The organism is Sphingomonas sp. NFR15 (genome assembly GCF_900103265.1).
GTDB lineage: Bacteria > Pseudomonadota > Alphaproteobacteria > Sphingomonadales > Sphingomonadaceae > Sphingomonas > Sphingomonas pollutisoli.
This window is the reverse complement of sequence record NZ_FMWX01000003.1, coordinates 553,433-565,170: the sequence shown is the minus strand read 5'-3', so window position 1 is coordinate 565,170 and position 11,738 is coordinate 553,433. Positions and strand designations below refer to the sequence as shown.

14 protein-coding genes and 1 pseudogene are annotated in these 11,738 nt (G+C 65.9%); 8 read left to right on the top strand and 7 right to left on the bottom strand.

Annotated features, from left to right (window positions below; genetic code table 11):
• Together BLS81_RS10790 and BLS81_RS10785 are read left to right on the top strand one after the other, a co-directional pair.
• The coding region (locus BLS81_RS10790) for an integrase core domain-containing protein (RefSeq protein WP_143023347.1) at nucleotides 1-312 on the top strand (312 nt) is incomplete at its 5' end.
• A gap of 73 nt (nucleotides 313-385) precedes the next feature.
• Nucleotides 386-703, top strand: a complete 318-nt coding sequence (locus tag BLS81_RS10785; RefSeq protein ID WP_093223679.1) for a hypothetical protein — start codon at nucleotides 386-388, stop codon at nucleotides 701-703.
• A gap of 51 nt (nucleotides 704-754) precedes the next feature.
• Here BLS81_RS10785 and zapE read toward each other — a convergent pair whose 3' ends face one another.
• From zapE to BLS81_RS20760, 3 genes are all read right to left on the bottom strand, one after another.
• Entirely contained in the window at nucleotides 755-1,873 is a 1,119-nt protein-coding gene (gene zapE / locus BLS81_RS10780; RefSeq protein ID WP_093223678.1) for a cell division protein ZapE, read from the bottom strand.
• A gap of 10 nt (nucleotides 1,874-1,883) precedes the next feature.
• The gene (locus BLS81_RS10775; RefSeq protein WP_093223676.1) at nucleotides 1,884-2,666 is read right to left on the bottom strand and encodes a succinate dehydrogenase iron-sulfur subunit; all 783 of its coding nucleotides are present in this window, start codon (nucleotides 2,664-2,666) and stop codon (nucleotides 1,884-1,886) included.
• A gap of 128 nt (nucleotides 2,667-2,794) precedes the next feature.
• A complete protein-coding gene (locus BLS81_RS20760) occupies nucleotides 2,795-2,947 on the bottom strand; it encodes a hypothetical protein (protein ID WP_176787122.1) in 153 nt (50 codons plus the stop codon).
• A 27-nt stretch (nucleotides 2,948-2,974) separates the two neighbouring features.
• Here BLS81_RS20760 and BLS81_RS10770 point away from each other — a divergent pair, with 27 nt between their 5' ends.
• On the top strand, nucleotides 2,975-3,718 hold the full coding sequence (locus BLS81_RS10770; protein ID WP_093223675.1) for an SDR family NAD(P)-dependent oxidoreductase: 744 nt from the start codon (nucleotides 2,975-2,977) through the stop codon (nucleotides 3,716-3,718).
• Nucleotides 3,719-3,758: 40 nt separating this feature from the next.
• Here BLS81_RS10770 and creD read toward each other — a convergent pair.
• Nucleotides 3,759-5,026 (bottom strand): annotated as a pseudogene (gene creD, locus BLS81_RS10765) (cell envelope integrity protein CreD).
• Between the two features lie 296 nt (nucleotides 5,027-5,322).
• Between creD and sdhC the strand changes: the two are divergent.
• The 5 genes from sdhC to BLS81_RS10740 are packed head-to-tail and all read left to right on the top strand — an operon-like array spanning nucleotide 5,323 to nucleotide 8,852.
• On the top strand, nucleotides 5,323-5,733 hold the full coding sequence (gene sdhC / locus BLS81_RS10760; RefSeq protein WP_093223672.1) for a succinate dehydrogenase, cytochrome b556 subunit: 411 nt from the start codon (nucleotides 5,323-5,325) through the stop codon (nucleotides 5,731-5,733).
• Nucleotides 5,733-6,128 (top strand): succinate dehydrogenase, hydrophobic membrane anchor protein, encoded by a 396-nt coding sequence (gene sdhD, locus BLS81_RS10755; RefSeq protein ID WP_093223794.1) that lies wholly within the window; start codon nucleotides 5,733-5,735, stop codon nucleotides 6,126-6,128. The genes sdhC and sdhD overlap by 1 nt, the downstream gene beginning before the upstream one ends.
• Nucleotides 6,128-7,945 (top strand): succinate dehydrogenase flavoprotein subunit, encoded by a 1,818-nt coding sequence (gene sdhA / locus BLS81_RS10750; protein WP_093223670.1) that lies wholly within the window; start codon nucleotides 6,128-6,130, stop codon nucleotides 7,943-7,945. The genes sdhD and sdhA overlap by 1 nt, the downstream gene beginning before the upstream one ends.
• Nucleotides 7,946-7,956: 11 nt before the next feature.
• Nucleotides 7,957-8,445, top strand: coding sequence for a hypothetical protein (locus BLS81_RS10745; RefSeq protein ID WP_093223669.1), 489 nt, complete (start codon nucleotides 7,957-7,959; stop codon nucleotides 8,443-8,445).
• 26 nt (nucleotides 8,446-8,471) lie between these two features.
• Nucleotides 8,472-8,852 carry a nuclear transport factor 2 family protein gene (locus BLS81_RS10740; protein ID WP_093223793.1) on the top strand — a complete coding sequence of 127 codons (381 nt, stop codon included), beginning with the start codon at nucleotides 8,472-8,474 and terminating at the stop codon, nucleotides 8,850-8,852.
• A 218-nt stretch (nucleotides 8,853-9,070) separates the two neighbouring features.
• Here BLS81_RS10740 and BLS81_RS10730 read toward each other — a convergent pair whose 3' ends face one another.
• The 3 genes from BLS81_RS10730 to BLS81_RS10720 are packed head-to-tail and all read right to left on the bottom strand — an operon-like array spanning nucleotide 9,071 to nucleotide 11,634.
• Nucleotides 9,071-9,403, bottom strand: coding sequence for a type II toxin-antitoxin system PemK/MazF family toxin (locus BLS81_RS10730; RefSeq protein ID WP_093223666.1), 333 nt, complete (start codon nucleotides 9,401-9,403; stop codon nucleotides 9,071-9,073).
• Nucleotides 9,397-9,645 carry an AbrB/MazE/SpoVT family DNA-binding domain-containing protein gene (locus BLS81_RS10725; RefSeq protein ID WP_093223664.1) on the bottom strand — a complete coding sequence of 83 codons (249 nt, stop codon included), beginning with the start codon at nucleotides 9,643-9,645 and terminating at the stop codon, nucleotides 9,397-9,399. The genes BLS81_RS10730 and BLS81_RS10725 overlap by 7 nt, the downstream gene beginning before the upstream one ends.
• Before the next feature lie 54 nt (nucleotides 9,646-9,699).
• A complete protein-coding gene (locus tag BLS81_RS10720; protein WP_093223663.1) occupies nucleotides 9,700-11,634 on the bottom strand; it encodes a CocE/NonD family hydrolase in 1,935 nt (644 codons plus the stop codon).
• Nucleotides 11,635-11,738 lie beyond the last annotated feature (104 nt).

The following is an 11,738-nucleotide window of genomic DNA, read 5'->3' as shown; positions in this document are numbered from 1 at the left end:
GATCAAGGCAGCGAGTTCATCTCACGCGACCTGGACCTGTGGGCGTACACCCGCGGTGTCGTGCTCGACTTCAGTAGGCCGGGGAAGCCGACCGACAATGCGTTCATCGAATCGTTCAACGGCAAGTTCCGGGCGGAGTGCCTGAACCAGCACTGGTTCATGAGCCTCGACGACGCGGTCCGAAAATGCGAGGCTTGGCGTAGAGACTATAACGAGGTGCGGCCACACAGCGCGATCGGCAACAAGGTGCCGATATCGCTGGTGAACCGGTCAGCGGCACATGGCCCGCCGCTGCCGGTAGAAGCTGGATGACACCCGGCTGGGTGGTCCAAGAACGGGTAGCGGCTCAGACGGAACGCTGCTCTACGCCCAACTGGACCATAACATGGTGGCACCCTCGATCTTCAAGGATCGGGGCAACCACATCCTGTACCGTCGCCCCGACCTGGATCGTATCGGCGATGCGCTGCTGGATTTATGGGAAACACAAACATCCGAGCCACGATGGGCGGAGATCGAATACGTGATCCGCAGCGACACCTTCAACGCGACCTACACCTATCCAGACGAAATTCCGCCCGTCGGCCCCGACGAGGGCAGTCTGGACCGACGCGCCCGTATCGTGGCTCGGCATTTCGGCGACAAGCCGATCGTCTACCCACCTTGGGATGATGACGACGGCGTGCCGCAATACACGCTTTGAAGCATCGATCGTGATCGACTGAGGCGGGCGACCACAGCCGCCCGGCGCGCCTCAACTTCCCGCCGAGCCATGCCCCTGCGCGAGATAGTCGTCCGACTGCATCTCCTCGAGCCGGCTCACCGTGCGCTCGAACTCAAAGCGGCCGTCGCCTTTCTCGTAAAGCTGCTCCGGCGCCGCATCCGCCGCGGCCAGCAGCTTGACCTTATGCTCATACAAAGCGTCGATCAGCGCGACGAAGCGCGCCGCTTCGTTGCGGTTCTCCGGCCCCAGCTTGGGGATGCCGACGAGGATCACGGTATGATAGCGCCGCGCCACCGCGAGATAATCCGCCGCGCCGCGCGCCTCGCCGCACAGCCGCTTGAACGAGAACACCGCGACGCCCTTGATGCTCTTGGGCACATGCAGCGTGCGCCCGCCCTCGACCGGAATGTCCTCGGCGGGCACGTGCGCGCGGTCCTCGACCGGAAAGTCGGTGAGGCGGAAGAAGTCGCCCGACAGCAACGCGGTCGCTTTGGGACCGTTGGGCACCAGCCAGGTGTCGATCTTGCCCAGCCGGTCGCGCCGGTAATCCACCGGTCCGTTGAGCGTCAGCACGTCCATCTTCTGCTCGATCAGATCGATGAAGGGCAGGAAATGCTCACGGTTGAGGCCGTTTTTGTAGAGGTCGCTCGGGCGCCGGTTGGAGGTCGTCACCACCGTCACGCCTTCGGCCAGCAACTGCGTGAACAGCCGCGACAGGATCATCGCGTCGGGGCTGTTGGTCACCATGATCTCGTCGAAGGCGAGCACGCGCGTCTCCTCGGCGATCGCGCGCGCGGTGGGGACGATCGGATCGCCGACTTCCTTCGCGCGCTCGGCGGCGATGCGACGATGCACTTCGAGCATGAATTCGGAAAAATGCACGCGGCGCTTGCGGCGGATCGCGAGGCTGTCGAAGAACAGGTCCATCAGCATCGACTTGCCGCGCCCGACCCCGCCCCAGATGTACAGGCCGCGCACCGGATCGGGCTTGCGCCCGAGCATCTTCCACAAGGTCGAACCGCGCTTGGGCACCGCCTCGAGCTCGGTCGCGAGCGAGTCGAGTCGCGCCGCCACCGCCGCCTGTTCGGCATCGACGCGCAACTCGCCCGAGGCGACGAGCGCGTTGTACCGCGCGAGAACGCCACTCATGCCGCGCGCCTTACAGGATGCGCTCGGCTTCCATCTTCTTGATCTCGGCGATCGCCTTGGCCGGGTTCAGCCCCTTGGGGCAGACGTTCGCGCAGTTCATGATCGTGTGGCAGCGATACAGGCGGAACGGATCTTCGAGCTGGTCGAGCCGTTCGCCGGTCATCTCGTCGCGGCTGTCGGCGAGCCAGCGATAGGCCTGCAACAGGATCGCCGGGCCGAGGAACTTGTCCGAATTCCACCAATAGCTCGGGCATGAGGTCGAGCAGCACGCGCACAGGATGCACTCGTAGAGCCCGTCGAGCTTCTCGCGGTCCTCGGGCGACTGGAGCCGCTCCTTGCCGGGATTGGGCGTAACCGTCTGGAGCCACGGCTTGATCGACGAATATTGCGCGTAGAAATGGGTGAAATCGGGAACGAGATCCTTGATGACGTCCATGTGCGGCAGCGGCGTGATGCGGATGTCGCCCTTGATGTCCTCGATCGCGGTGGTGCAGGCGAGGCCGTTCTTGCCGTCGAGGTTCATCGCGCACGATCCGCAGATGCCCTCGCGGCACGAGCGGCGGAAGGTCAACGACGAATCCTGTTCGGACTTCATCTTGATCAGCGCGTCGAGCACCATCGGGCCGCAGGTGTCGAGATCGATCTCGAACGTGTCGTAGCGCGGGTTCTCGCCGGTGTCGGGATCGTAGCGGTAGATCTTGAAGGTCTTGACGCGCTTCGCCTCCGCCGACGCCTTGTGGACCTTGCCGGTCGCCTTGGGCTTGCTGTTCGCGGGAAGGAAGAATTCGGCCATTGTGATCGGTGTCCCGTGGCTGGTGAGCGACGACGCGCTGGTCTTGCAATGCCGTTACACAAGCAAGCGCCGCCTCGCAAACATTCCGTCGCGCCCCGCTACGCCGACGCAACGCGAGACGTAAAATATTATACCGATTGGTAGATAATCTTGATCGAAATAGCAAACGCATGAAATTGCTTGCTCTTTCCATAAACGACCGTGTGGGGGCCGCCAAGATGCGGCTTGATCCGCAGCCGCGCCCTGCCATCTTTCGCCGCAGCACGGAAAAGACCCGCCATCCGGAGGGTCCGCACAGGGAGGTTCTCATGAGCACCAGATTCGAAGGCAAGAAGGCGATCGTCACCGGCGGCTCGCGCGGCATCGGCGCCGCCATCGCCAAGCGCCTCGCCGCGGAAGGCGCCGACGTCGCGATCACCTATGGCGGCAACCAGGAAGCGGCGAACGTCACCGTCGCCGCGATCACCGCCGCCGGGCGGCGCGGCCATGCCATCCAGGCGAACGCGGGCGATGCCGCCGCGCAGGCGGCCGCGATCGGGCAGGCAATCGACGCGCTCGGCGGGCTCGACATCCTCGTCCACAATGCCGGCGTGTTCGAGATGGCGCCGGTCGATCAAGCCGACAACGCCGCGTTCGATCGCATCTTCGCGGTCAATGTCAGCGGCGTGCAGGCCGGCACCGCCGCCGCCGTGCCGCGCATCAGCGATGGCGGGCGGATCATCATCATCGGCAGCATCAACGCGCATCATGCGATCGCACCCGGTCTGGCGCCCTATGGCGCGTCCAAGGCGGCGGTCGCGGGGCTGGCGCGCGGCTGGGCGCGCGACCTCGCCAGCCGGCGGATTCTCGTCAACGTGGTCCAGCCCGGCCCGGTCGATACCGACATGAACCCCGCCGATGGCGCGATGGCCGCGCAGTTCACCCAGATGATCCCACTCGGCCGCTATGGTCGCGCCGAGGAGATCGCGTCGGTCACCGCCTTCCTCGCCAGCGACGAGGCATCGTTCATCACCGGCGCGACGCTTGACGTCGACGGCGGCGTCTCGGCCTGACGAAACCGGGGGCATGCCGTGCGGGCATGCCCCACTGCGCTCAGGCGCTCGGACCCCAATCTATCGCCCGCGTGAGATACATCACGCTGGCGAGCCCGGCGAACAGCAGCAGCGATCCAATCAGCAGCGCATAGGCTTCGAGGCCGATCACACATAGAGCACGCCGTACAGGGCGGCGAGCAAGGCGGCGATGAACCCGGCGCGCGTCCGGCTTCCCAGCACGGCGGCGGAATAGGTGGCCAGCAGCCCGATGATCGCCGTCGCCGCGACGACATAGGCGACGGCGAAGCCGGTCACCTCGGCGAATGCCAGCAGCATCACGAAAAACAGCACGAGACCCGCACCGATCAGGCCAAGCTCGATCGGCGACACGCGCGCGCCACCGATCAGATCGAACATCAGGAAGGCCGTGAAGGTGAAGCCGATGAACAGAAAGCCGTATTTCACCGCGCGGTTGACCTGATCGTACACGTTGACCGGCGTGACCAGATCGACTCGCGCCTGCATCACCGGCGCCGCATCCCCGGCCTGATCGGCGTCGGTCGCCACCGATGCCCGTCCGAGCGCGAGGTTGCCGACCCGCCAGGTCGCGGCGAAGCCCTTGGCGGACACGCGCGACTCGCCCGGCAACAAATCACCCTGGAAACTGGGGCTGGGCCACGACGAGCGGACCTTCCAGGCGGTATCGCCGCCCTGCGGGGCGAGCGCGATGCCGCCATTGCCGCGCACCTGATAGGCATACGCGACGCGCAGCGCTTGCGTACCGAGCGCGCTCGCGTCGACCGCGGCGAAAAAGCCCGAACCACCGGTTTCGCGCGGCCCCTTGCCCGGCTCCAGAGTCAACCGCTGCCCCTCGACCGTAACGGTGGGCGGCACACCGACCAGCCCGCCCGAATCGCGCACACCGAAACGCAGTTCGGCATGGTCGAGCGCAAGCGCCGCCCGCGCCACGCCGTAGCGGCCAAGATCGGCGGGCAGGCTGAAGCGCGCGCTGCCGCGATTGCGCGCCTCGTACACCACCATCTCGTAGATCGAACGTCGCCGCACCTGCGGGACGAGCGTCGAGTCGATCGCCTCGGCCGCCGGCGCCAGCAACAATGTGCGCCGGACACTGGCGGTCCTCGTCACGCGCTTGCCGCCTTCGTTCACCGTCTCCTGCGTCTGCGCGACATAGGGGATGGCGAGCACCGGGCCGGCGATCACCTGCGCGCCGCCCCACCCCTCGGCGATCGAATCGCGCGCGGTGCGGGACTGCGCCTGGCGGTCGTAGACGAGCAGATACACGGCGAAGAGTGGCACCGCGAGCATCGCCGCGATCAGCATCGCGAGCAACAGCGTGTTCGCCGGCGTGCGTGCCGGCTGGGCATCATCGTGCATGACAGATCTCCTGACAGGGGAGAGCCCGCGCTACGGTGCGTCTGGCGCCCCGTCCAAAGGGCTTCCCGTCCTCCGCGCATGCAGAGCCGGTGCAGACGCGCGCCACGGGCACGACCGAGGCCTCGGTTCCAGTGCTGGCCATGCCAGCTCACCATATTGCGTCGCAGCGCTTGCATCGGGGCGTGTGCCGACTAATACGGCGCGCATAGCCCGAAGAGGATCCGCCCTTGGCCAGCCAACGCCCCGCCGCCCGCCCGTTAAGCCCGCACCTCAGCATCTGGAGGTGGGGGCCGCACATGACGGTCTCGATTCTCCACCGCGTGACCGGCAGCGGCATGGCGACAGTCGGCACCCTGCTGCTCGTGTGGTGGCTCGCGGCGATCGCCGGCGGCCCGCAGAGCTATGCGGTGTTCCACATGGTCTTCGCCGAATTCGGCAAGGGCGTACTCGGCTACATCTTCGGGATCGGGCTGACCCTGTCGTTCTTCCAGCACATGGCGAGCGGCATCCGCCACTTCATCCTCGATACCGGCGCGGGCTATGAACTGAACAGCGCCAAGCGCGCCGCCAACGCGACGTTCATCTTCTCGGTGCTCGCGACGATCGCGTTCTGGGCCTTTTTGTTGGGAGCGAAATGATGCGTGGCGGTACGGAACTCGGCCGCGTCCGCGGTCTCGGCAGCGCCAAGGCGGGCGCGCACCACTGGCTGACGCACCGGATCACGGCGGCCTCGAACCTGTTCCTGATGCTGTGGTTCGTCATCGCGGTCGCGCGGCTGCCGGGCTATGATTATGCGACCGTCCGCCCGTGGCTCGCCTCGGCGTGGGTCGCGGTGCCGATGATTCTGTTGATCGTCTCGGTGTTCTGGCATTTCCGGCTGGGGCTCCAGGTCGTGATCGAGGATTACGTCCACGCCGAGACTCGCGTCGCGCTGATGTTCGCGCTCAACTTCTTCGTGGTCGCGACGTCCGCGATCGCGATCTTCTCGATCCTCAAAGTGGCGTTCACCGCCGCCGCCGGAGTGCCCGCCTGATGTCTGACGCCTATAAGATCATCGACCACACCTACGACACCGTCGTGGTCGGCGCGGGCGGGTCCGGCCTGCGCGCGACGATGGGCAGCGCCGAAGCGGGCCTCCGCACCGCCTGCATCACCAAGGTGTTCCCGACGCGCAGCCATACCGTCGCCGCGCAGGGCGGCATCGCCGCGAGCCTGGGCAACAACACGCCCGACCATTGGACGTGGCATATGTACGATACCGTCAAGGGCTCCGACTGGCTCGGCGACCAGGACGCGATCGAGTACATGGTCCGCGAGGCGCCCGCCGCCGTTTATGAGCTCGAACATGCCGGCGTGCCGTTCAGCCGCAACGAGGACGGGACGATCTACCAACGCCCGTTCGGCGGACACATGCAGAACATGGGCGAAGGCCCCCCCGTGCAGCGCACCTGCGCCGCCGCCGACCGTACCGGCCACGCAATGCTCCACGCGCTCTACCAGCAGAGCCTCAAGTACGACGCCGATTTCTACATCGAATATTTCGCGCTCGATCTCATCATGGAGAAAGGTGCCGACGGCGTGCCGGTCTGCCGCGGCGTGATCGCGCTCTGCATGGAAACCGGCGCGATCCACCGCTTCCGCGCTCAGGCGGTGGTGCTCGCGACCGGCGGCTATGGCCGCTGCTATTTCTCCGCCACCTCCGCGCACACTTGCACCGGCGACGGCGGCGGCATGGTGCTGCGCGCCGGCCTGCCCTTGCAGGACCTCGAGTTCGTCCAGTTCCACCCGACCGGCATCTACGGCGCGGGCGTGCTCATCACCGAGGGCGCGCGCGGCGAAGGCGGCTATCTCACCAACTCCGAGGGCGAGCGTTTCATGGAACGCTACGCCCCCTCCGCCAAGGATCTCGCCTCGCGCGACGTCGTCTCGCGCTCGATGGCGCTGGAGATGCGCGAAGGCCGCGGCGTCGGCGAGCATAAGGACCATATCTTCCTGCACCTCGATCATATCGATCCCAAGGTGCTGGCCGGGCGGCTCCCCGGTATCACCGAGAGCGGGAAGATCTTCGCCGGCGTCGATCTCGCGCGCCAGCCGCTCCCCGTCACGCCGACGGTGCATTACAACATGGGCGGTATCCCGTGTAACTATCACGGTCAGGTCGTCACCAAGGTCGGCGACGATCCCGAGGTGGCGGTGCCCGGCCTGTTCGCGGTCGGCGAAGCCGCCTGCGTTTCGGTCCACGGCGCCAACCGGCTCGGGTCAAACTCGCTGATCGATCTCGTCGTGTTCGGCCGCGCCACCGGGTTGCACCTCAAGGAGACGCTCAAGCCCAACGCCACGCAGGCGCCGCTGCCGAAGGATTCGGCCGACCTCGCGCTCGCGCGGGTCGATCGCTATCGCAACGCCAACGGCGGCTCGACGACGGCGGAAATCCGGCTCGACATGCAGCGCACCATGCAGAAGCACGCTGCGGTGTTCCGCGACAGCGCGCTGCTCAGCGAAGGCGTCGCCAAGATGCAGCAGGTCAACAAGCGCCTTCAGGACGTCCGCGTCACCGACCGCTCGCTGATCTGGAACACCGATCTGGTCGAGACGCTCGAACTCGACAACCTGATGAGCCAGGCGGTCGCCACGATCACCAGCGCCGAAGCCCGCAAGGAATCGCGCGGCGCGCACGCGCACGAGGATTTCCCTGAGCGCGACGATGCCAACTGGATGAAGCACACGATCAGTTGGTTCGACGGCTGGGGCGGCTCGGGCGGCAACGTCACGCTCGATTACCGCCCGGTCCACGATTACACGCTGACCGACGACGCCGAGTACATCAAGCCGAAGAAGCGAGTTTACTAAGGCGGCAGCCGATGGAGACGCTCCGCTATCCCTATCGCCCCAAGACGTGGGTGATGGCGCTGGCGGGGCTGTTTTTCGCCGTTTGTGCGGTGGTGCTCGGCTACACGGCGCACGACAATGATCGCGGGCTGCTCATCGACGGGATACTCTCGCTCGACGCCGGCCAAGCATCGATCATCTACTGGGTACTGTGCGCGCTCAGCATCGGCTTCGTCGCCGCCGGCCTGTTCGGTGTCGTCACCTCGCTACGCGAGCCGCGCGAGGTGATGGTCGATCGCACCGGCGTCACGCTGCCAGCGGGTCGCTGGTCGAGCGACACGGTCACGATCCCGTTCGCGAGCATCACCGATCTGCGCATCCAACAGGTTCATTCGCACAAATTTCTCATCATCCGCCACCGCGCGGGCAAACATTCGGTCATGCGCTCGATGATGCCGAGCAGCGCCGATTTCGAAGCGTTCGTGGAAGCCGTCATGGCCGGCCGCGCGCGCAGCCGCTGATCGCACCGTCCCGAGGGAGACCGATGATGCCGAACGCCGCCGAACCCGATTACGATCACCTGCTCCGCGCCAACCTCGAACGCGTGTTCAACGAGCGCGACGGTGAAGCGCGCGCGGCGGCGCTGGCCGAGCTGTTCGTCGAAGAGCCGGTGATGTACGAACCCGACGCGATCGTCGAAGGCCGCGCCGCGATCTCCGCCGTGGCGGGCGCGCTGCTCGAGCGGTTCGGGCCGGACTTCGTCTTCACGCCGGATGCCCCGGCGGTCGGGCATCACGGCCTCGGCACGCTGCGCTGGCACGCCGGCCCGAAGGACGGCCCGATCGCGGTGACGGGCGCGGATGTCGCGGAGTTTGTGGACGGCCGCATCGCACGGCTCTGGGTGCTGCTCAACCCGCCCGCCGCCTGATCACGCATGGTGCGAACGCGGCTCAGCGTCTGTCGGAAGAAGACGCGCTTCGGCTCGGAACGCGAAGCGCTGCAGGTCGCAGTGCGCGCCACCATCGCGCTACGCTGCTATCGCTGCGACCGGTGTTTTCAGTTCCATCTTACCAGCCGCACCAAGGGCAAACGGGCGGTGGCCGAAAATCGAGAATGAAGCGGCTGGCGTCCACGCGATCCGCCCAATCAAACCTCGAACATTTCGCGCAGAATCGTCAGCACCGCAGCAAGTGTTGGCGCGTCGATCTGCCCGAGCCGCTTTACCAGTCGCGCTTTATCAGGCGTAAGCATTTGGTCGGGCAGCAACAGCCCATCCTTTCCTTTGAAACGCACTGCGACACGGAAGGGGGCGACCCGGCTACCCGTCGTCATCGGCACCACTGTCGCAGTGCGAAGATGCGCGTTCATCTCGTCGGGCGAGACGATCAGGCACGGTCGCGTCTTCTGGATCTCGCTGCCGACGGTGGGATCGAGCGCCGCCAGCCAGACCTCGCCCCGTTTCACCGCCGAACTCACCATGTCAGGTCGGCGTCGCCCTCATTGCCGAAGCCATGCCAATCGCCATGATTCTCGTTGGCGATGCTGGCCGCGCCTTCCGCCCAGCCAGCCCGCTTAGCGGTTACGACCGGGGTTGCGATCAACCTGCCGTTCTCGACGCGCAAGTCCATCTCCGCACCGTTCGCGACGCCGATCTCGGCGAGCAAAGCGCGCGGTACGATCAGTCCGGTCGAATTTCCGATCTTTCTCAGCAATGCGCGCATGGCATCTCCCGGCGCCTAGATAGCGCAGCGGGAGTGTTGCCACAAGGTTATAACTTATTTGGCCATCGCCGCCGACGGATCGATCGGCACCACCGGGAGCAGCACCGAACTCGCACCGGTCGCGCCGTGCTCGATCGTCACGGTCGCGGCGCGGTAGTCGCCTGGCTCGGCAAGGAAGATGTTGGGTACGAACGTCTGCGGGTTGCGATCGTAGAGCGGGAACAGAGACGATTGGACCTGCACCATGATCTTGTGGCCGGGCAGGAACTCATGGTTCACGGCCGGCAGGCGGAACTTGTATTCCTGCACCTTGCCCGCCGGAATCGCGGTGGGCTTGGCGAAGCTGTCGCGGTAGCGGCCGCGGAAGATGTCGAGGCTGATCGGCAGTTGATAGCCGCCCATCTTGGGATCGCTCGCATTCTCGTCGGGGAACACGTCGATGATCTTCACCACGAAATCGCCGTCGGTGCCGGTCGTCTTGGCGAAGATGTCCGCCCACGGCACGCCCGACACGCGCACCGTCTGCGTCAGCGCGGGCGTCGTATAGGTCATCACGTCGGTGCGCCCATCGACCGAGCGCTGGTCGGAGACCAGCCAGTCGCCCCAGCGCCCGTCCTTGAAGTTGACCGGGCGCGGCAGGTGCGGCACCGGATTGGCCGGGTCCGACACATAGGAATCGCCGCCGCTCGCGGCCTTTTCGAAGCCCAGCCGCTTACCGGTCTGCAGATACAGCGGTGTGAGCGGGGTCGCGCAATCCTTGTCGCAGGATAGCGGCCAGCGCGAGAAACGGTCCCAATGGTTCTCAGCCGTGTTGTAGATTGCCGCCGGCGGCAGCGTCACCGCGGGTCCGTCCTTCAGATACTGGTTGAAGAACGGCAGCACCATGTCCTCGCGGTACTGCTGCGCGGTGTCGCCATTCCACTGGAAAGCGCCGAGGCTGCGCCCCTCGCGGTTGATCTGGCTGTGCCGCCACGGCCCCATCACGATGTAATTGCTGGCGCCCTTGCCGGCCTTGACGAGCGATTCGTAGCTGTGGATCGCACCCCACATATCCTCCTGATCCCACAGGCCCTGCTCCCACAGCGTCGGCACGTCCGACGGGCTCTGCGCGAGCAATGCGTCGAGCGCCTGGCCCTGCCAGAAGGCGTCATAGGCGGGATGCGCGACCATCCGTTGCCACGCCGGCAACTGGTCGTACCCCGACATCTTCGCCCAATCGCCCGCTGAGACATTGCGGAAATTCTCGTAATCGTCGTAGCCGCCGGAACGCGGCACCTTGCCCTCACCCTTGTAGCCGGTCTGCGAGCCGATCCAGCCGATGTTGGCGAGCCGGAACGCACCGTAATGGAACCAGTCGTCGCCCATCCAGCCGTCGATCATCGGGCTCTGCGGCGCGGCGACCTTGAGCGCAGGGTGCGGGTGGAGCAGCGCCATCACCACGGTGAAGCCCTCGTAGGACGAGCCGATCATGCCGACCTTGCCGTTCGATTGGGGCAGGTTCGCCTTGTTCACCAGCCAGTCGATCGTGTCATAGGCGTCGGTGGTGTGATCGACCTTGGTCGGGTTGAGCGCGCCGATCACCGGCCGCGTCACGACATACTGGCCTTCCGACCCGTATTTACCACGGATGTCCTGATAGACGCGGATATAGCCCGCCTTGACGAACATCTCGTCGGCGAGCGGCAGCGTCGAGAGTTCGCTCGGGCTGTCCATCCGGTTGGCGCGGCCCTTGGCGTTGTACGGGGTGCGGGTCAGCACGATCGGCGCGTTGGTGAGGCCCTTGGCATAGACGATGACGGTATAGAGCTTGGTGCCGTCGCGCATCGGGATCATCACCTCGCGCTTGACGTAATCGCGCGCCGCCTCGGGCTGGGTGAACTTGGCCGGAATGTCGCCGCCAGGGGCCGGCGGGCTCTTATCGCCGACCTGCGCGGCGGCGGGGCTGAGCGCGAGGGCGGTGGCAGCGAGCAGGAAGAGCTTGGCGCGCATAGATGAAGCAACCCTTTTTGTTTCGAATGTAACGGCGTAGAGCGCCGGGCCGCCATGTTTCAAGCGCGATCGCATTGACGGCGCGCGCGCCGCGCGCGACGATC

Excerpts from the sequence above, each read along its gene's own strand:
- BLS81_RS10785 (WP_093223679.1), top strand. The coding sequence starts at position 386 with ATGGTGGCACCCTCGATCTTCAAGGATCGGGGCAACCACATCCTGTAC.
- zapE (WP_093223678.1), bottom strand. The coding sequence starts at position 1,873 with ATGAGTGGCGTTCTCGCGCGGTACAACGCGCTCGTCGCCTCGGGCGAG.
- BLS81_RS10775 (WP_093223676.1), bottom strand. The coding sequence starts at position 2,666 with ATGGCCGAATTCTTCCTTCCCGCGAACAGCAAGCCCAAGGCGACCGGC.
- BLS81_RS20760 (WP_176787122.1), bottom strand. The coding sequence starts at position 2,947 with ATGGCGGGTCTTTTCCGTGCTGCGGCGAAAGATGGCAGGGCGCGGCTG.
- BLS81_RS10770 (WP_093223675.1), top strand. The coding sequence starts at position 2,975 with ATGAGCACCAGATTCGAAGGCAAGAAGGCGATCGTCACCGGCGGCTCG.
- sdhD (WP_093223794.1), top strand. The coding sequence starts at position 5,733 with ATGCGTGGCGGTACGGAACTCGGCCGCGTCCGCGGTCTCGGCAGCGCC.
- sdhA (WP_093223670.1), top strand. The coding sequence starts at position 6,128 with ATGTCTGACGCCTATAAGATCATCGACCACACCTACGACACCGTCGTG.
- BLS81_RS10745 (WP_093223669.1), top strand. The coding sequence starts at position 7,957 with ATGGAGACGCTCCGCTATCCCTATCGCCCCAAGACGTGGGTGATGGCG.
- BLS81_RS10740 (WP_093223793.1), top strand. The coding sequence starts at position 8,472 with ATGCCGAACGCCGCCGAACCCGATTACGATCACCTGCTCCGCGCCAAC.
- BLS81_RS10730 (WP_093223666.1), bottom strand. The coding sequence starts at position 9,403 with ATGGTGAGTTCGGCGGTGAAACGGGGCGAGGTCTGGCTGGCGGCGCTC.
- BLS81_RS10725 (WP_093223664.1), bottom strand. The coding sequence starts at position 9,645 with ATGCGCGCATTGCTGAGAAAGATCGGAAATTCGACCGGACTGATCGTA.
- BLS81_RS10720 (WP_093223663.1), bottom strand. The coding sequence starts at position 11,634 with ATGCGCGCCAAGCTCTTCCTGCTCGCTGCCACCGCCCTCGCGCTCAGC.